A 16,828-nucleotide genomic window follows, 5' to 3' on the forward strand; every position below is an offset into this window, starting at 1 on the left:
TAAGCGCGCGACCATGCCCGACGGTTCCGCCCATTTGAAGACCAGTCGCCTCCCTGGCTCCCGCACGCTGCGCGACGCGGCCGGCCTGGTCGCCGCCGGCCTGGTGCCGCCCGAGGCGCAATCCGGGCTGGACGCGCTGTCGAAAACCTATGCCATTGCCGTCACCCCGGCCGTCCAGGCGCTGATCGACCTAGCCGACCCTTCCGACCCGATCGCGCGCCAGTACATCCCGGACATCGCCGAGCTGACCACCCTGCCCAGCGAGCGCAGCGATCCCACCAGCGACGCCCCCTTCACCCCGGTGAAAGGCGTGGTCCACCGCTACCCCGACCGCGCCCTGCTGAAGCCGCTGCTGACCTGCCCGGTCTATTGCCGCTTCTGCTTCCGCCGCGAAGTGGTCGGCCCCGGCGGCGGGCTGCTGTCGGAAGCCGAGCTCGACGCCGCGCTCGACTGGTTCGCCGCCACCCCCCAGCTGCGCGAGGCCATCCTGACCGGCGGCGACCCGCTGATGCTGTCGCCGCGCCGGCTGCAGCACATCCTGCGGCGCCTGTCGTCGATCCCCCATCTCGACATCATCCGCCTGCATTCGCGCGTGCCGGTCTCCGCCCCCGAGCGCATCACCCCCGAGCTGGCCGAGGTGCTGGCCGAAAGCGACAAGGCGCTGTTCCTCTGCGTCCACGCCAACCACGAACGCGAGTTCGCCGACGATGCCCGCGCCGCGCTGAAGCGGTTGCGCCGCGCCGGCGTGGCCCTGCTCGGCCAGTCGGTGCTGCTGCGCGGCGTCAACGACAGCCCCGAGGCGCTGACCGCGCTGTTCCGCGCCATGCTGGCCCAGCAGGTGAAGCCCTACTACCTGCACCAGCTCGACCGCGCCCCAGGCACGGCGCGCTTCGAGGTGCCCATCGAGGAAGGCCGCGCCATCCTACGCGCGCTGCGGGGGAAGCTCACCGGGCTGGCCTGGCCGGCCTATGTGCTGGACCTGCCGGATGGCGCGGGAAAAGCGCCGCTGGGGCCGGATTTTGCAAAGGCCGATGGGGATGATTGGGTCGTCGAAGGGCCCTTGGATAAAAAAACCTACAGGCAAGAGAAGACCTGAAAAGGCTGGGGGAATGAATTCCCCCAGACCCCCATCTTCTTTCTGCCCATTGGCCGTTTACGCCCCAGCCAATGAACCACAAGCGATACCCAGGCATCGCGGCGGGCTCAGAATCAAAAACAGCGCAACCTCGAAGGTCGCGCTGCCGCTGGGCCGGGCCACGCACTGTCGTCACGTGGACACGGCAGTCTGACAGAAAAAAGAAGGGGTCCAGGGGAATTCATTCCCCTGGCCTTTCAAAGCCGAACTTTAAGAACCCGCCCCAGCTCGCCGATCACCCCCGCCCGGAAGGCCAGCACGCAGGCGACGAAGATGACCCCCTGGATCACCGTCACCCAGGCGCCGAATTCGGCCAGGTAGTTCTGCATGGTGACGATCACCGCCGCCCCCATGGCCGGGCCGAACACCGTGCCGAGGCCGCCGACCAGCGTCATCAGCACCACCTCGCCGGACATCGCCCAATAGACGTCGGTCAGCGTCGCGATGCCGAAGACCAGGGCCTTGGTGCCGCCGGCGATGCCGGCCAGCGTCGCCGACAGGGTGAAGGCCACCAGCTTGTAGTCGTCGGTGCGGTAGCCGAGCGAGATGGCGCGCGGCTCGTTCTCGCGGATGGCTTTCAGGACCTGGCCGAAGGGCGAATGGACGATGCGGTTGATCAGCAGGAAGCCGGCCAGGAAGACCGCGGCCACCACCCAGTAGAAGCTCATGTCGCGGCTGAGGTCGATGATACCGAACAGGTGGCCACGGGGCACGCGCTGTATGCCGTCCTCGCCGCCGGTGAAGGGCGCCTGCAGGCAGACGAAGAAGATCATCTGCGCCAGCGCCAGGGTGATCATGGCGAAGTAGATGCCCTGGCGGCGGATGGCGATCCAGCCGGCGACCACGCCGAGCGCCGCGCCGATCGCGCCGCCCGACAGGATGGCGAGCTCCGGCGTGAAGCCCCAGACCTTGGCGGCATGGGCGGTGACGTAGCCGCCCATGCCGAAGAACATGGCGTGGCCGAAGGAGAGCAGCCCGACATAGCCGATCAGCAGGTTGAAGGCGCAGGCGAAGAGGGCGAAGCACAGCAGCTTCATCAGGAAGACGGGGTAGAGGAAGAAGGGCCCGACGATCAGGGCGGCGAGCAGAGCCAGGAAGGCGATGCTCTGCGCCCGGTTGAAGCCCAGCGCCGACAGGCCGAGCAGGCCCGGGGTCTCGTGCAGCGCCGGCAGGGCGGCGACGGAGGCGTGGCCAGCGGCCATGGTCAGGCCCTCCCGAACAGGCCGGCCGGGCGTGCCAGCAGCACGATGGCCATGATGACGAAGATCACGGTGGAGGAAGCCTCGGGGTAGAAGACCTTTGTTAATCCCTCCACCAACCCTAATCCGAAGCCGGTGACGACGGATCCCAGGATGGAGCCCATCCCGCCGATGACGACGACCGCGAAGACCACGATGATCAGGCTCGACCCCATCTGCGGGTTCACCGAATAGATGGGTGCTGCCAGCACGCCGGCAAACGCCGCCAGCGCCACGCCCGCGGCATAGGTCAGGGTCACCATCCGCGGCACGTTGACGCCGAAGGCCTGGACCAGCGCGGCATTCTCAGTGGCGGCGCGCAGATAGGCGCCGAGCCGCGTCTTCTCGATCACCAGCCAGGTGACCAGGCTCATGACCAGCGCGGCGACGACGACCCAGAGCCGGTATTTCGGCAGGAACATGAAGCCCAGATCGACCGGCGGGCCGGACAGGATCTCCGGCGGCGAATAGGGCATACCGGAGGAGCCGAACTGGTTGCGGAACAGCCCCTCGATGATCAGCGCGATGCCGAAGGTCAGCAGCAGCCCGTAGAGATGGTCCAGCTTGTAGAGCCGGCTGATCATCGTCTTCTCGAGCACGACGCCGAAGGCACCGACCACAAGGGGCGCCAGGACCAGCGCCGGCCAGTAGCCGATGCCCAGCCAGTTCAGCATCATCCAGGCGACGAAGGCGCCCATCATGAACTGCGCGCCATGGGCGAAGTTGATGACGTTCAGCATGCCGAAGATGACGGCCAGGCCCAGCGACAGCAGCGCGTAGAAGGCGCCGTTCACCAGGCCGAGCACCACCTGCGGCAGGCCGAGCTCCAATTGGAAAAGCAGGTCTTCAAGCAAGGCCACGTCTTCCTGCAGCAGGAGGTTCCAAGGGTCGGAAGGGGGCCGCCCCGGGCCCCCTCCCGGTCCTCAGGTGCGGATCAGGCTGCAGCCGCCCTGGGCCAGCGGGCGCCAGGCCTCGTCGGCCGCGGTGGTCTGCAGCAGCTTGTAGTAGTCCCAGGCGCCCTTGCTCTCCTCCGGCGTCTTCACCTCGAAGAGATAGGCCGGGTGCAGCTTGCGGCCGTCGGCGCGGATCTGCCCGGCCCCGAAGCAGTCGTCGTCGGTCGGCATGGCCTTCATGCGCGCCACCGCCTCGGCGCCGCTGGCCTTGGCGGCCGGCGCGCCCATATCGGCCACCGCCTTCAGGTAGTGCAGGACAGAGGCGTAGCAGCCGGCATGCGACATGGCCGGGTATTGCCCGCCCATGTTGCCCTTCACCCGGTTGGTGAAGGCGCGCGTGCGCTCGTTCAGGTCCCAGTAGAAGCTCTCGGTGCAGACCAGCCCCTGCGCCGCCTTCAGGCCAAGGCTGTGGACGTCGTTGATGAACATCAGCAGCACGGCGATCTTGGTGCCGCGGCGGGTGACGCCGAATTCGGCGGCCTGCTTGACGCTGTTGATGGTGTCGGTGCCGGCATTGGCCAGGCCGATCACCTTGGCCCGGCTCTGCTGCGCCTGCAGCAGGTAGGAGGAGAAATCGGTCGACTGCAGCGGGTGGCGGACGCTGCCCAGCACCTTGCCGCCGGCGCCGGTGACGAAGCCCGTGGTGTCGCGCTCGAGCGCATGGCCGAAGGCATAGTCGGCGGTGATGAAGAACCAGCTGTCGCCGCCGGTCTTCACCATGGCGCCGCCGGTGGATTTCGCCAGCATGTAAGTGTCGTAGGTCCAGTGCACCGTGTTCGGGCTGCACTGCGCGCCGGTGAGATCCGTGGTCGCGCCCGTCGAGTTGAAATAGGCCTTGTTCTTCTCGCGGACGATGGCGTTGACCGCCAGCGCCACCGCCGAGTTCGGCACGTCGACGATGACGTCGACGCCGTCGCGGTCGATCCACTGCCGGGCGATGGTCGAGCCGACATCGGCCTTGTTCTGGTGGTCGGCGAAGACGACCTCGACATTGACGCCCTTGGCGGCGATGCCGGAATCCTGGATCGCCTGGCGGACGCAGGCGACCGAGCCGGGGCCGGAGACGTCGCGATAGACGCCCGACTGGTCGTTCAGCACGCCGATCTTCAGCGTGGTGGACCCTTGCGCCCGGGCGCGGGCGGGAATTGCGCCGAGGGCGGGGACCAGCGCGGCGGCGGCGGCGCCCTTCAGCAGGCTGCGGCGATCTTGTGCCATTCTCGAGTTTCTCCCAACTGCCCCTGACCATGCCCGGGGCCGGCTGATGGGCCCGGCCGCGGCGGGCCGGGGCAGCCACCGCTTGTCGCGACGTCAGACGCCGAGATAGGCGTGCAGACGGTCCATGGAGCCGGCGAGCTCCTCGTTGCTGACCGCGTCGACCACCTGGCCATGCTCCATGACATAGTGGCGGTCGGCGACGGTCTGGGCGAAGCGGAAGTTCTGCTCGACCAGCAGCACGGTGAAGCCGCGCGCCTTGATCTCGCGGATGGTGCGGCCGATCTGCTGGACGATGACGGGCGCCAGCCCCTCGGTCGGCTCGTCCAGCATCAGCAGGCGGGCGCCGGTGCGCAGGATGCGGGCGATGGCCAGCATCTGCTGCTCGCCGCCCGACAGCTTGGTGCCCGGGCTGCGCGCGCGTTCCTTCAGGTTCGGGAACAGCGTGTAGATCGCCTCGAGATCCATCCCCCCTGCCCGCACCACCGGCGGCAGGAGGAGATTTTCCGTCACGTCGAGGCTCGCGAAGATGCCGCGCTCCTCGGGGCAGAGCGCGATGCCGGCGCGGGCGATGCGGTCGCTGCGGGCGCCGATCAGCTCCTGCCCCTCGAAGCGCACGCTGCCCTGGCGCTTGCCCACCAGCCCCATGATCGCGCGGAGCGTCGTCGTCTTGCCGGCGCCATTGCGGCCGAGCAGCGTCACCACCTCGCCCTGGCGCACCTCGATGCCGACGCCGTGCAGCACGTGGCTCTCGCCATACCAGGCCTCGAGGCCCTCGACCTTCAGCAAAGGCTCAGCCATGCCCGGCACCCCCGGAGATGGTTGGATCGGTGCCGAGATAGGCCGCGATCACCTGCGGATTCCGGGACACCTCGGCATAGGGGCCCTCGGCCAGGACCTTGCCGCGGGTCAGCACGGTGATGGTGTCGCAGAGGCCTTCGACCACCTTCAGATTGTGCTCGACCATCAGCACGGTGCGGCCCTGGGCCACGCGCTTCACCAGGGCGACGATGCGGTCGACGTCTTCCGCGGTCATGCCGGCGGTGGGCTCGTCCAGCAGCATCATCACCGGGTCGAGCGCCAGCGTCGTCGCGATCTCCAGCGCCCGCTTGCGGCCATAGGGCAATTGCCCGGCCGGCAGATGGGCATATTGCGACAGCCCGACATCCTCGAGCAGTTCCCGCGCCCGGGCGTCATAGCCGCGCAGCACCGCATCCGAGCGCCAGAAGTCGAAGCTGCCGCCCCTCGCCCGCTGCAACGCGACGCGGACATTCTCCAGCACCGTCAGATGCGGGAAGACCGCCGAAATCTGGAAGCTGCGCACCAGGCCGAGCCGCGCGACCTCGGCCGGCTTCATCTTGGTGATGTCGCGGCCGTCGAAGCGGATGCTGCCGCGGCTCGGCGGCAGGAACTTGGTCAACAGGTTGAAGCAGGTCGTCTTGCCGGCGCCGTTCGGGCCGATCAGCCCGTGGATGCTGCCGCGCCGGACCTTGAGGGAGACGTCGCCCACGGCGACGAATCCCAGGAACTCCTTGGTCAGGCCTTCCGTCTCCAGGATGCTTTCCGCCACCCTGTCCCCCTTCTTGCACGTCCCTGCAGGATCCGTTCACGATCCTTTGCAACGCACCATGACGAGGCGGAAGCGCGCGCGCAAGCAAAGCTTTGCGGTCGGGAAACGTCTGGCAGCACGAGGCTTTCGCGGCAGCGGGATACCGTCGCCCGACCTTGACCGAGCGGTCAGGACGGGCTGACGGAACCGGCGTCAGATGGCGAAGTTCAGCGCCTCGGGCGTGGGGCGGCGCAACCCGGCGACAGCGGCGCGGCGCAGCAGCTCGGCCACGGTCTGGCCGGCCAGGCTGTCCAGCACGGTCTTCTCCTGTTCTTCCCACAGCGGCAGGATGACGGCCTTCTGCAGCGGGCTCGGCGGCTCGGGCTGCGTGTCATCGTCGCCGGCATCGGGGTTCAGCACGGCCGAGACCACCTCCTTCAGCGAGATGTCGCGGGCGGCGCGGCCCAGGCGATAGCCGCCCTTGGGGCCGCGGGTGCTGCCCAGGATGCCGGCGCGCGACAGCGCCTGCAGCACCGGCTCGATGCCGCGGCGCGCCTCGCCCAGCCGGTCGGCGATGTCGCCGGCGGGCACCGTCGAGCCGCGGCCGGCGTGGAACGCCACGTCCAGCACGATGGAAACCGCCGTCATCGCCCGATCACGCCGCAACAACATTGCAAACACCCCCTGAACCACGCCGATCTGCCGTGATATAATGCCTTCATGCCCGAAGGAAACACCCCCCGTCCCCACCGCGGCGCCGGGATGCACGAGAGCGTGCTGGCCACCATCGGCCACACCCCCCTGGTCCGCCTGCCCCGGCTCGAGGCCGCGCGCGGGCTCAAGGCGCGGCTGGCGCTGAAGCTGGAATTCTTCAACCCGCTGGGTTCGGTCAAGGACCGTATCGGCCTGGCGATGGTCGAGGCGGCCGAGCGCGAAGGCACGATCCGCCCCGGCGAATCGGTGCTGGTCGAGCCGACCTCGGGCAATACCGGCATCGCGCTGGGCCTGGTGGCCGCCGCCAAGGGCTATCGCCTGATCGTCACCATGCCGGACGGCGCCAGCATCGAGCGCCGCAAGATGCTGCGCCTGCTGGGCGCCGAGGTCGAGCTGACCCCTGCCGCCCAGGGCATGTCGGGGGCCATCGCTCGGGCCGAGGCCATCATCGCCGCCACCCCGCAGGCCTGGATGCCGCGGCAGTTCGACAACCCGGCCAACCCCGCCATCCATGCCGCGACCACCGCGGAAGAGATCTGGGCCGATACCGAGGGGCTGGTCGATGCGGTGGTCGGCGGCGTCGGCACCGGCGGCACGGTGACCGGCATCGCCCGCGCGCTGAAGCCGCGGCGGGAGGGGATGCAGGTGATCGGCGTCGAGCCGGCCGAGTCGGCCGTGCTGTCCGGCGACGATCCGGGCCCGCACGAGATTCAGGGCATCGGTGCCGGCTTCCGCCCCGCCGTGCTGGAGCTCGGCCTGCTCGACACCGTCCGCCGCGTCACCGAGCGCGAAAGCTTCGCCGCCGCCCGGCTCTGCGCCCGGACCGAGGGTCTGCCGATCGGCATTTCCTCCGGGGCGGTGCTGCATGCCATGCTGGACCTCGCGACCCAGCCGGCAATGGAAGGCAAGCTGATCGTCGGAATCGCCGCCTCTTTCGCCGAGCGGTACCTTTCGACGGACCTTTTCGCTGGGTTGTGAACCGGTCCCAGTTGCGGAGGACCACCAGAGGTTGCAAATTTCCTTCCCTCATCATGGGTTCACCCCACCGAAAGTTGGTTGCAATCAGCAGCTTACTCTTGGAACGCCTCCGCAACTGGTCAACAGGCTGTTAAAATCCTCTGACCATCCTGCCAACAACACTGGCAGGAACTGTGTCCGATGCGTGTTTTCCTCAATATGAGGGTGGGGCTGAAACTCGCTCTCTCAGCGGCGCTGACCTTCGCGCTGCTGGCCGTCCTGGTGATCCGCACCAATTCCAGCCTGACCGACGTGCTGGCCGAGAACCACGTCCTGCGCGACGCGGCCGAGGCCGATGGCGCGCTGGGCGACGCGGTCACGGAAGGCGTCCGTGCTGCCCTCTTCTCCAGCGTGGCGGTCAACGCGCAGACGCTGGACGCCGTCGCCGCCGCCCAGCGCGGCGTGCAGGAGCGCCTGGACGGGTTGCGTGCCCGGGTCGAGCAGGGTGCCGCCAAGGCCCAGCCGCGCGAGCGCGAGATGGCCATGCAGGTGCTGCCGCTGATCGACGAATACGGCCGCGCCCTGCGCGAGGTCACCGACCTGCGCACCAAGCTGATCGAGCGCCGCGACCAGGTGCTGTTCCCGGCCATGAACGAGTATGACCAGCGCTTCGAGTCGGTCGCGGCCAGCATGGAGTTCGAGCTGACCGAGGCGTCGCGCGTCGACGAGATGCGCCAGCGCCTGATGGCCTATCACGGCGCGGTCAACGACCTGCGCGCCTCCGTGCAGCGCTTCATCGGCACGGAGGACCAGGAGCAGGCCCGCCGCCTGCGCCGCGCCATCGCGCAGCAGCGCGTGCATTTCCGCGGCGTCTCCAGCGGCCCGCTGACCGACAGCCTGCGCAACGAGGTCAACCGCATGGGCGCCGCCTCGGCCGCCATCGCGACGGCCTCGGACGAGATGGTGACCGGCCTCGGCGCGCTCGGCGAGCTGCGCGAGGGCCGCGTCGACCCCGCCCGGAGCAAGCTGGAAGCCGGCCTCGCCGGCGTCAGCGAGGCGATGGCCGAGGATTCCACCCAGCGCCAGCTGGCCAGCGAGGCCAGCCTCGGCCGGGTCAAGCAGGACACGCTGATCGCCGGCGGCCTGATCGCCCTGGTGCTGATCCTCGCGGGCCTGGCCACCAACAGCGCCATCTCCGCCCCGCTGCGCCGGCTGGCCGTGGTGCTGAAGAAGATCGCCGATGGCGACGCCGCGGTGACGGTGCCTGACCGCAACCGCCGCGACGAGATCGGCAATATCGCCGGTGCCGTCGAGGCGCTGCGCGGCACGGTGGGCGAGGCCTTCGCCCAGCGCCAGATGCTGGAGCAGATGCCGACCGGCGTGGTGATGAGCGATCCGAAGCAGGATTTCCGCATCACCTACGTCAATGCGCGGATGCGCGAGATCCTGACCGACCACATCCCCGAGGCCCTGCCCTGCGCGCCCGACCAGGTGACCAGCCAGAGCATCGACATCTTCGCCCGCGATCCGGAGAAGCAGCGCGCCCTGCTGGCGGATGCCGCCAACCTGCCGCATCGCGAGCGGCTGCATCTCGGCCGCGAGGTGATCGACCTCAACGTCTCCGCCATCCGCGACAGCAGCGGCGCCTATGTCGGCCCGATGCTGGTCTGGACCCTGGTGACCGAGCAGGCGCGCCTGGCCGACACCTTCGAGGGCCAGGTCGGCGGCGTCGTCGAGAACGTCGTCTCGCGCGCCACCGAGATGCAGGCAGCCGCCCAGCAGCTGACGGGCAATGCCAAGCTGTCCGGCCAGGAAGCCAGCCTGGTGGCGGAAGCCGCCGGCCGCGCCAATGCCGACGTGCAGGCAGTCGCCGCCGCCGCCGAGGAGATGGCGGCCTCCATCGTCGAGATCACCCGCCGCGTCAGCGAGGCGGCCCAGGTGACCGACCGCGCCGTGCACGAGGCGCGCGCCACCGACACCACCATGCGCAGCCTGGCCGAAAGCGCCAACCGCATCGGCGACGTGGTGAAGCTGATCGGCGACATCGCCGGCCAGACCAATCTTCTTGCCCTCAATGCGACCATCGAGGCGGCGCGTGCGGGCGAAGCCGGCAAGGGCTTCGCCGTCGTCGCCTCCGAGGTGAAGAACCTGGCCGGCCAGACGGCGCGCGCCACCGAGGAGATCAGCAGCCAGATCGCCGAGATGCAGGCGGTGACCAGCCGCGCCGTGGAAGCCATCCGCGGCATCGGCAGCACGGTCGAGCGGACCAACGAGATCTCCACCGCCATCGCCGCCGCCGTCGAGCAGCAGGGTGCGGCGACCCAGGAGATCGCGCGCAGCGCCAGCCAGGTGGCGGAAGCCACCGGCACCGTCAGCCAGCGCATCGGCCGCGTCCGCGAGGCCGCTCAGGAGACCGGCAGCGCCGCCAACGGCATGCTGGAGGCGACCGAGGGCCTGGCCGGCCAGGCCAACGACCTGCGCCACCGCGCCTCCGAGTTCCTGGTCGCCATCCGCGCCTAGTCTTCGGTCGGTCGGCGAGGGCCGGTGGCCCTTGCCGGCTGGCTTGCCTGCCCTGCCCAGTGCGCCCGGCCCCTCCGTCACGGAGGGCCGGGCTTTTTTGTCAGAGACGCTCGATGCCGGCCTCGGTGCTGATCAGCGCGGTCGCCGCCAGGCCGATGAACAGGCCGTGCTCGACGACGCCGGCCTCCGCCTTCAGCGCACGGGCCAGCGGGGCCGGCGCCGCGATCCGCTCCAGCGCGGCGTCGTAGATCAGGTTGCCGTTGTCGGTGACGAACGGCTTGTTGGCGTCGCCGCGCAGGCGGAGGGCCGTGGGGAGGTGCGCGGCCTCGAGCACGCCGGCGATGCGGGCGGCGGTGTGGCGGTGGCCGAAGGGAGTGACCTCGATCGGCAGCGGGAAGCGGCCGAGGCAGCCGACGCGCTTGCCGGCATCGGCGATGACGATGCAGCGGGCGGAGGCCTGCCAGACCAGCTTCTCCCGCAGCAGGGCGCCGCCGCCGCCCTTGATCAGCGCCAGCTCCGGGCCGATCTCGTCGGCGCCGTCGACGGTGACGTCGATGCGGCCGACATCGTCGAGCGCGGCCAGGCGCAGGCCGAGGCGGGTCGCGAGCTCGGCCGTGGCGCGCGAGGTGGCGACGCAGGTCAGGTCGAGGCGGCGGCGCGCCAGGGCCTGCACGAAGTGGACGGCGGTGGAGCCGGTGCCCAGCCCGACGACGGTGCCGTCCTGGATGAGCTCGGCGGCGGCCTCGCCGGCCGCGCGTTTCTGGTGATCTGCCATGCCGCCCCACCCTGCCACAGGGGCCCGCGCCTGGCTGCGGCGCTGGTCATCAAAGCCCCGGCAGAGAGACGGGCCAAGCGGGCAGGCGCCCGGGCTTGCGGGGGGATCCCCTCCCCCCGGCCTGCTTCAGGCCATGTAGGAGAAGCCGGTATTCCCGGAGATGATCAGGTAGCGGTTGATCAGCTTCTCGCGCCCTTCGGCGGTGGAGAACTCCGTCAGGTCGATGCGCTTCTCGACCTGGCGGGCCTGGGATTCGATCGACTGGTAGGCGATCTCCTCCGGCAGCCCGGCCAGCGTCAGGGCGACGCGGCGCAGGATCTTGTCGCCGAGGACGTTGTAGACGCCGGGCGTCTTGTCCTCCATGCCGCGGATATGCAGCGCGTCGGACACTTCCGTGCTCTGGTCTGCGACCTCGGAAACGCGCTTGTACTCAATGTAGTTCGCCTTGATCTCGGCGAAGGTCTTCGGGTCCTTCAGCTTCGCCAGGCCGGACTTGGCGAAGTCGAGGTCCTGCGCCGCCGTCTTCCAGGCGCCGTTGGTCAGCTGGGAGGCGAGGTTGCCCTCGGCCTTGAGGTCGGAGGTCAGCGCCCGGGTGGCCAGCGCGACATTGTCCTCCTGCCCGGCCAGGCCATAGGCCTGCAGCAGCACCTTGCGGGCGGTCGGGTCCTTCAGCAGCGCCTCGGGCGACTCCGCCGTGTCGATCGCCTTCTGCAAGCGGTCGAGGTCGCGCTTGATCGAGGGATCCTTGGACAGGCGCGCGGTGTCCTTGTCCTCGTTCTTCAGTGTCTTGTTGTAGAGGCCGATGCGATCGGTGCCCGTCATCGCGCTGCTGTCCGAGCCGTAGCCGAACAGCGTGCCGAGATAGGGATTGATCGTCATGGCGGCCTCCTCAAACATCCGCCGGGCGGGGGGAGCCCGGTCGGTTCAGCTTGGCGCGGCGGCGGAGACCGGCGCCCCGGCGCTGGCGTTCAGCATCGCGTCGTCATGCGGGAAGAGCACGCGGACGCGGCGCATCGCTTCCCAGCAGTCGCCGATCTCGAGATCGGCGATGGCCAGCGCCAGCACGCTGCGGGCGGTGGCCGAGGTGGTCGCGGCCGCGTATTCGTCGGCCAGGCCACGGGCCATGGCGACGAACTGGTCGCGCTCGTCCTCCTCGGCGATATAGGCGGCCTGGATGGCGAAGTAGACACGGCGGGCCGGGGTGCGCGCATCCTCGGGCGACATGATCTGCTTGCCGAAGAGGAAGCGGGCACGGTTCGACAGCATGACGCTGGTGCGCGTCTTGAACTGCAGCGCCGCGCCATTGACCAGCATGCGGTCGCCGGCGCGCAGGTCGAGGACCAGGCGGCCGGCGCCGCGCGGGGAGCGGGTCTCGCTCATGCGGCGGCGCCCGTCTCCGCGACCGGCGCGCGGCCCAGCAGGCCGGCGGCGAAGCTGTCGCAGATATCGGCCAGGAAGCCGAGATCGGCGTCGTCCTTGTCGGCCTCGCGCATGGCGGCGCGGCAGACGGAGACGATCTGGCCACGCAGCGGCAGCGGCAGCTCGCAGGATTCGTGCAGCGTCAGCACGCGGACCGTGCTGAACAGGCGCGTCGCGTCGCTGCGCGCGCGGATCTTCTCGATGTCGGAGCCCTCGGTGGCCACGCGCAGGCGGCCGGAGACCAGGGCATAGACCTCGGCCTCCTGCTCGCGGAGCGACCGGGTGGCCTTCACGGCGCCATAGGCACGCAAGGCCTGGGCGTGGAAGTTGGGTGCGGACACGATACCAGCCTCTCGTTTTGACGGCGGGGGGCCGCGAGGCCCCGTGTTCGGTACGGATTCGGTTGTTCAGGGCGGTCCGGACGGCGGGGGGTCGTCCGGACCTGTCAGGCCTGCCGCGGCGCGGCGGCCTCAAGCGGTGTCGCGTCGCTCAGCGGAAGAGCGAGAGCAGGACCTCGGGCGCCGAGTTGGCGGTGGACAGCGAGGTCGTCGCCAGCTGCTGCTGCGTCTGCAGCGCGGTCAGGCGGGCCGATTCCTTGGCCAGGTCGGCGTCGACCAGCGAGCCCAGGCCCTCTTCCATCGCGTCGATGCGGGCGCTGTTGTAGGTCAGCTGGCTCGAGATGAACTTGCTGTCGTTGCCGAGCGCGTTCGAGGTGGTGTTCACGTCGGAGCTGAGCTGCGTGAAGGTCTTCAGCGCCACGCCGCCGACGGTGACCGAGGTCACGGCCGCGCCGGTGTTGTCGACGCCCTGCAGCAGCTGCTTCGCCTCGTCGGCCGACATCGTGGTGATGCCGGTGATGTCGGTGGCGATGTCGTCGGTGAAGCTCAGATTGTCGGCCGAGGTGGCGGTCGAGTTGACCGTGTAGCTCTGGCCCTTCTCGTTGCGGGTCACTTCCATCGAGCCGCCCTCGAAGGCGGCGCCGGTCAGCGGGTCGGTCGCGGTGCTGCCCAGCAGGCGGGTGCCGTTGTAGCTGGCATCCTGCAGGGTGGTGTTCATCCGCGTGACGAGCGACTTGAACTGCTCGGTGTACTGGTTGCGCGTCTCTTCATCGAGGTTCGCGTCGGACAGCTTGGTCAGCACGGTGCTGACATCGTTCACCAGGGTGGTGGAGACGGTGTCCACCGCCTTCAGCGTGCTGGTGAGCAGGCCGTTCACGCCGCCGAGCTGGTCGTTGGCGGAGTTCAGGCCGGAGACATCGGCGCGGACCTTCTGGGCCACCGCATAGGCGGCGCCATCGTCCTTGGCGTCCGACACCTTGTAGCCGGTGGAGACCTTCTTCTGCGTCGTGTCGAGCTGCTCGTTGATCTTGTTCAACGACTGCAGGGCAACCTTGGCGCCAGAATTCGTAATGACCGAGTTGGCCATGGCTTCAATTCCTGTTCCCGACACCGCTTGCTTTTAAGCGGCGCGATCGAAACACCCCGTCTTTTCCAGGGCGCGTCCGATCGGACATGGAGGGTCACCGCGCGGCTTATCCGCCGTACCATCCGTCTCCACCCGGTCCTTGGGCGGCGAAGGCAAATTCGGCCGAATTTATGAACGGGGTGTTTACCATCCTTCCCAAATCGAACCGGCCCCAAAAAAAAAGTGAGGAAGGCGGTCAGGCGCCTGAAATCGCAGCGGCCAGGCGGCACGCGATCCGACTTGGCCGGGGCCGGGAAGATGGGATTTCTCGCCGGTTTCGGCGGCAATTCGTTAACAGTTTTTGCGCGCGAGCCGGCCGCGACCGAAGACAGAACGGGCCGGGCAGCGCCACCGCCGCCCGGCCCGGTCCTGTGGCGGGGACGCCCCGCGCGCCTGGCGGCGGCGCGGCGTCCCGGCCCGGTCGATCAGCGGAACAGCGAGAGCAGGACCTGCGGCGCCGAGTTGGCAGTCGACAGCGCGGTCGTCGCCAGCTGCTGCTGGGTCTGCAGCGCGGTCAGGCGGGCCGATTCCTTGGCCAGGTCGGCGTCCACCAGCGAGCCCAGGCCTTCCTCCATCGCGTCGATGCGCGAGCTGTTGTAGGTCATCTGGCTGCCGACGAACTTGCTGTCGTTGCCCAGCTGGTTCTGCGCCGAGTTCACGTCGGAGGTGAGCGAGGTGAAGGTCTTCAGCGCCACGCCGCCGACGGTGACCGAGGTCACGGCCGCGCCGGTGTTGTCGACGCCCTGCAGCAGCTGCTTGGCATCATCCGCGCTGACCGTGGTGATGCCCGAGATATCGGTGGCGATATCGTCGGTGAAGGACATCTGGTCGGCGGTGGTGCCGCTCGAGTTGACGGTGTAGCTCTGGCCCTTCTCGTTGCGGGTCACTTCCATCGAGCCGCCGGTGTAGGCGGCGCCGGTCAGGTCGTTGGTCGCGGTCGAGGAGAGCAGGCGGGTGCCGTTGTAGTTCGCGTCCTGCAGCGTGGTGTTCATCTGCGTGACGAGCGACTTGAACTGCTCGGTGTACTGGGTGCGGGTCTCGTCATCGAGGTTCGCGTCGGAGAGCTTGGTCAGCACGGTCGAGACGTCGGTCGACAGCTTGCTGGAGACGGTGTCGATCGCCTTCAGCGTGCTGGTCAGCAAGCCGTTCACGCCGCCGAGCTGGTCGTTGGCGGCATTCAGGCCGGTGACGTCGGCGCGCACCTTCTGGGCGACGGCATAGGCGGCGCCGTCATCCTTGGCGTCGGCCACCTTGAAGCCGGTCGAGACCTTCTTCTGGGTGGTGTCGAGCTGGTTGTTGATCTTGTTCAGCGACTGCAGCGCGACCTTGGCGCCGGAGTTCGTGATGACCGAGTTGGCCATAGCGGTAGTTCCTGGGAACCATCGCCGCCCGATCAAGGGCGACGCGATCAGACCCCTGTCTTTTCCGGGGCGCTGATCGGGAAGGAAGGTCACTGAAGCGGTTCATCCGCCGTACCATCCATCTCCGCCCGTTCATGGGGCGGCATCGGGAATTTGGCCGCCAATTGTTAACCGGTTATTTACCGAGACGATTTTTCGGCGGGCTCGGCCGGATCGAGAATTATCTTCCTGAAATCCCGGCGAAAATATTTCCCGCAGCGTGTCTCATTCGCGAGAAGCTCCAGCTGGAGCTGGGCGGTGCAAGCCTGATCCGAGCCATATCCGTTAACACTTTCCGAATGCCGCCGCCCGCCGAAACCCGGGCGATTCGTCCACCCTGCGCGCTCCACCGATCGCAGGCGCCAAACCCCGTATCAAGGACCCCGTGTTGAAGGGGCGCGGTCATAGACGACACCACATTAGAGAAGGACTCACAAAAGCGCTTTTCCCAGCCATTCCTGTTCGACGGGTTAACAGACTGGTCCGAACTCACCGTCATGGTGCCGCCACGAAAGCAACGGATTCGCGGCATGGACGACCTCATTTCGGAATTCCTGGCGGAGACCAACGAGGCTCTCGCCGAATTGGACACCGCCCTGGTGGACCTCGAACGTGCCTCCGAGGATGCCGAGATTCTGGCGCGCATCTTCCGCATGGTCCATAGCGTCAAGGGCACCTGCGGCTTCCTCGGCCTGTCGCGGCTCGAGGCGGTGGCGCATGCCGCCGAATCCCTTCTCGGCCTCTATCGCGACGGCGACATCGCGGTCTCGCCCGCCGGCGTCACCGCGGTGCTGGCCGCCATCGACACCATCCGCATGATCATGGCGGGCCTGGCCGAGACCGGCGTCGAGCCCGCCGGCGATGACTCTGCCCTCGTCGCGCAGCTGAACGCCGCCTCGGAAGAGCAGCCCGCCGCCGCCGAGGTCGAGATCGAGGCCCCCGTGGTCGCCCCGGTTGCCGCCGTCGCCGAGCCCGAGCCCGCCGCGATCGCCGAGGCCCCGGCCGAGGTCGTCGCCGCGCCGGTGGCCGCCGCCGCCGCCGCCGCGGCCCCTGCCCCGGCCCCCGTCGCGGAGAAGCCGGCCGAGAAGGCGCCCGAGAAGGCGCCCGAGAAGCCCGCCGAGGAAAAAGCGGCTGCCCAGCACAATGATTCCTCGATGCCGGTGCAGGCGATCCGCGTCTCGCTGCCGGTCCTTGACGAGCTGATGACGCTCGCCTCCGAGCTGGTGCTGGTGCGCAACCAGCTGCTGCAGGTCGCCCGCGGCCAGACCGACACGCCTTTCGCAGCACCCCTGCAGCGGCTGTCGCGCATCACCTCCGACCTGCAGGAAGGGGTGATGAAGACCCGGATGCAGCCGGTCTCGGCCGCCTGGGCCAAGCTGCCCCGCCTGGTGCGCGACCTCGGCACCGAGCTCGGCAAGCGCATCGACCTGGTGCAGAGCGGCGGCGACACCGAGCTCGACCGCCAGGTGCTGGAGCTGATCAAGGACCCGCT

16 protein-coding genes are annotated in these 16,828 nt (G+C 68.8%); 4 read left to right on the forward strand and 12 right to left on the reverse strand.

All coding sequences use genetic code 11. The features are described 5' to 3' along the window. Positions 1-13 precede the first annotated feature (13 nt). Positions 14-1,096 (forward strand): lysine-2,3-aminomutase-like protein, encoded by a 1,083-nt coding sequence (locus BKE38_RS01700; protein WP_076955647.1) that lies wholly within the window; start codon positions 14-16, stop codon positions 1,094-1,096. A gap of 236 nt (positions 1,097-1,332) precedes the next feature. Here BKE38_RS01700 and BKE38_RS01705 read toward each other — a convergent pair whose 3' ends face one another. From BKE38_RS01705 to BKE38_RS01730, 6 genes are all read right to left on the reverse strand, one after another. Further along, the gene (locus BKE38_RS01705; protein ID WP_076955648.1) at positions 1,333-2,337 is read right to left on the reverse strand and encodes a branched-chain amino acid ABC transporter permease; all 1,005 of its coding nucleotides are present in this window, start codon (positions 2,335-2,337) and stop codon (positions 1,333-1,335) included. A gap of 2 nt (positions 2,338-2,339) precedes the next feature. After that, positions 2,340-3,227 (reverse strand): branched-chain amino acid ABC transporter permease, encoded by an 888-nt coding sequence (locus BKE38_RS01710; protein WP_076955649.1) that lies wholly within the window; start codon positions 3,225-3,227, stop codon positions 2,340-2,342. Between the two features lie 69 nt (positions 3,228-3,296). Beyond that, positions 3,297-4,541: an ABC transporter substrate-binding protein gene (locus tag BKE38_RS01715; RefSeq protein ID WP_076955650.1), complete on the reverse strand. Its 1,245-nt coding sequence runs from the start codon at positions 4,539-4,541 to the stop codon at positions 3,297-3,299. 93 nt (positions 4,542-4,634) lie between these two features. Next, positions 4,635-5,339 carry an ABC transporter ATP-binding protein gene (locus BKE38_RS01720; protein ID WP_076955651.1) on the reverse strand — a complete coding sequence of 235 codons (705 nt, stop codon included), beginning with the start codon at positions 5,337-5,339 and terminating at the stop codon, positions 4,635-4,637. Further along, on the reverse strand, positions 5,332-6,108 hold the full coding sequence (locus tag BKE38_RS01725) for an ABC transporter ATP-binding protein (protein WP_076955652.1): 777 nt from the start codon (positions 6,106-6,108) through the stop codon (positions 5,332-5,334). The genes BKE38_RS01720 and BKE38_RS01725 overlap by 8 nt, the downstream gene beginning before the upstream one ends. Positions 6,109-6,300: 192 nt before the next feature. Further along, positions 6,301-6,759, reverse strand: a complete 459-nt coding sequence (locus BKE38_RS01730) for an RrF2 family transcriptional regulator (protein WP_076955653.1) — start codon at positions 6,757-6,759, stop codon at positions 6,301-6,303. Between the two features lie 90 nt (positions 6,760-6,849). Here BKE38_RS01730 and cysK point away from each other — a divergent pair, with 90 nt between their 5' ends. Beyond that, the gene (cysK, locus tag BKE38_RS01735) at positions 6,850-7,779 is read left to right on the forward strand and encodes a cysteine synthase A (RefSeq protein ID WP_207553459.1); all 930 of its coding nucleotides are present in this window, start codon (positions 6,850-6,852) and stop codon (positions 7,777-7,779) included. A gap of 180 nt (positions 7,780-7,959) precedes the next feature. Beyond that, the gene (locus BKE38_RS01740) at positions 7,960-10,278 is read left to right on the forward strand and encodes a methyl-accepting chemotaxis protein (RefSeq protein WP_076955655.1); all 2,319 of its coding nucleotides are present in this window, start codon (positions 7,960-7,962) and stop codon (positions 10,276-10,278) included. Positions 10,279-10,378: 100 nt separating this feature from the next. Here BKE38_RS01740 and rpiA read toward each other — a convergent pair whose 3' ends face one another. The 6 genes from rpiA to BKE38_RS01770 all read right to left on the reverse strand — a co-directional run bounded on the left by rpiA (position 10,379) and on the right by BKE38_RS01770 (position 15,297). Next, entirely contained in the window at positions 10,379-11,053 is a 675-nt protein-coding gene (rpiA, locus tag BKE38_RS01745) for a ribose-5-phosphate isomerase RpiA (RefSeq protein ID WP_076955656.1), read from the reverse strand. 126 nt (positions 11,054-11,179) lie between these two features. Continuing rightward, on the reverse strand, positions 11,180-11,932 hold the full coding sequence (locus tag BKE38_RS01750; RefSeq protein WP_076955657.1) for a DUF1217 domain-containing protein: 753 nt from the start codon (positions 11,930-11,932) through the stop codon (positions 11,180-11,182). Between the two features lie 45 nt (positions 11,933-11,977). Continuing rightward, positions 11,978-12,433, reverse strand: coding sequence for a flagellar biosynthesis repressor FlbT (locus BKE38_RS01755; RefSeq protein WP_076955658.1), 456 nt, complete (start codon positions 12,431-12,433; stop codon positions 11,978-11,980). Beyond that, positions 12,430-12,813 carry a flagellar biosynthesis regulator FlaF gene (locus tag BKE38_RS01760; RefSeq protein ID WP_076955659.1) on the reverse strand — a complete coding sequence of 128 codons (384 nt, stop codon included), beginning with the start codon at positions 12,811-12,813 and terminating at the stop codon, positions 12,430-12,432. The genes BKE38_RS01755 and BKE38_RS01760 overlap by 4 nt, the downstream gene beginning before the upstream one ends. Positions 12,814-12,961: 148 nt before the next feature. Then, positions 12,962-13,897: a flagellin gene (locus BKE38_RS01765; RefSeq protein ID WP_076955660.1), complete on the reverse strand. Its 936-nt coding sequence runs from the start codon at positions 13,895-13,897 to the stop codon at positions 12,962-12,964. A 464-nt stretch (positions 13,898-14,361) separates the two neighbouring features. Next, positions 14,362-15,297, reverse strand: a complete 936-nt coding sequence (locus tag BKE38_RS01770) for a flagellin (RefSeq protein ID WP_076955661.1) — start codon at positions 15,295-15,297, stop codon at positions 14,362-14,364. Between the two features lie 569 nt (positions 15,298-15,866). On the opposite strand from BKE38_RS01770, the gene BKE38_RS01775 reads away from it, so the two are divergent. Then, the coding region (locus BKE38_RS01775; protein WP_207553458.1) for an Hpt domain-containing protein at positions 15,867-16,828 on the forward strand (962 nt) is incomplete at its 3' end.

Source organism: Teichococcus deserti, from assembly GCF_001982615.1.
In the GTDB taxonomy this organism is placed as follows: domain Bacteria; phylum Pseudomonadota; class Alphaproteobacteria; order Acetobacterales; family Acetobacteraceae; genus Pseudoroseomonas; species Pseudoroseomonas deserti.